This is a genomic window from Enterobacter wuhouensis, from assembly GCF_004331265.1.
In the GTDB taxonomy this organism is placed as follows: Bacteria; Pseudomonadota; Gammaproteobacteria; order Enterobacterales; family Enterobacteriaceae; genus Enterobacter; species Enterobacter wuhouensis.
This window is the reverse complement of the sequence record NZ_SJOO01000038.1, coordinates 1-299: the sequence shown is the minus strand read 5'-3', so window position 1 is coordinate 299 and position 299 is coordinate 1. Positions and strand designations below refer to the sequence as shown.

1 protein-coding gene is annotated in these 299 nt (G+C 51.2%); it reads right to left on the bottom strand.

The features are described 5' to 3' along the window. On the bottom strand, positions 1-299 hold a 299-nt coding region (locus E0L20_RS23780), incomplete at both ends, for an EF-Tu/IF-2/RF-3 family GTPase (RefSeq protein WP_242673437.1).

The following is a 299-nucleotide window of genomic DNA, read 5'->3' as shown; positions in this document are numbered from 1 at the left end:
GCAGTTTGCGGAACATTTCAACGCCAGTACAGGTAGACTTAGCAGTGTCTTTGATACCAACGATTTCAACTTCTTCGCCAACTTTGATGATACCGCGCTCTACACGACCGGTAACAACGGTACCACGACCAGAGATGGAGAATACGTCTTCGATTGGCAGCAGGAATGGCTTGTCAATCGCACGCTCTGGTTCTGGGATGTAAGAATCCAGGTAGCCAGCCAGTTCGATGATTTTTGCTTCCCACTCTGCTTCGCCTTCCAGCGCTTTCAGCGCGGAACCACGAACGATCGGAGTGTCG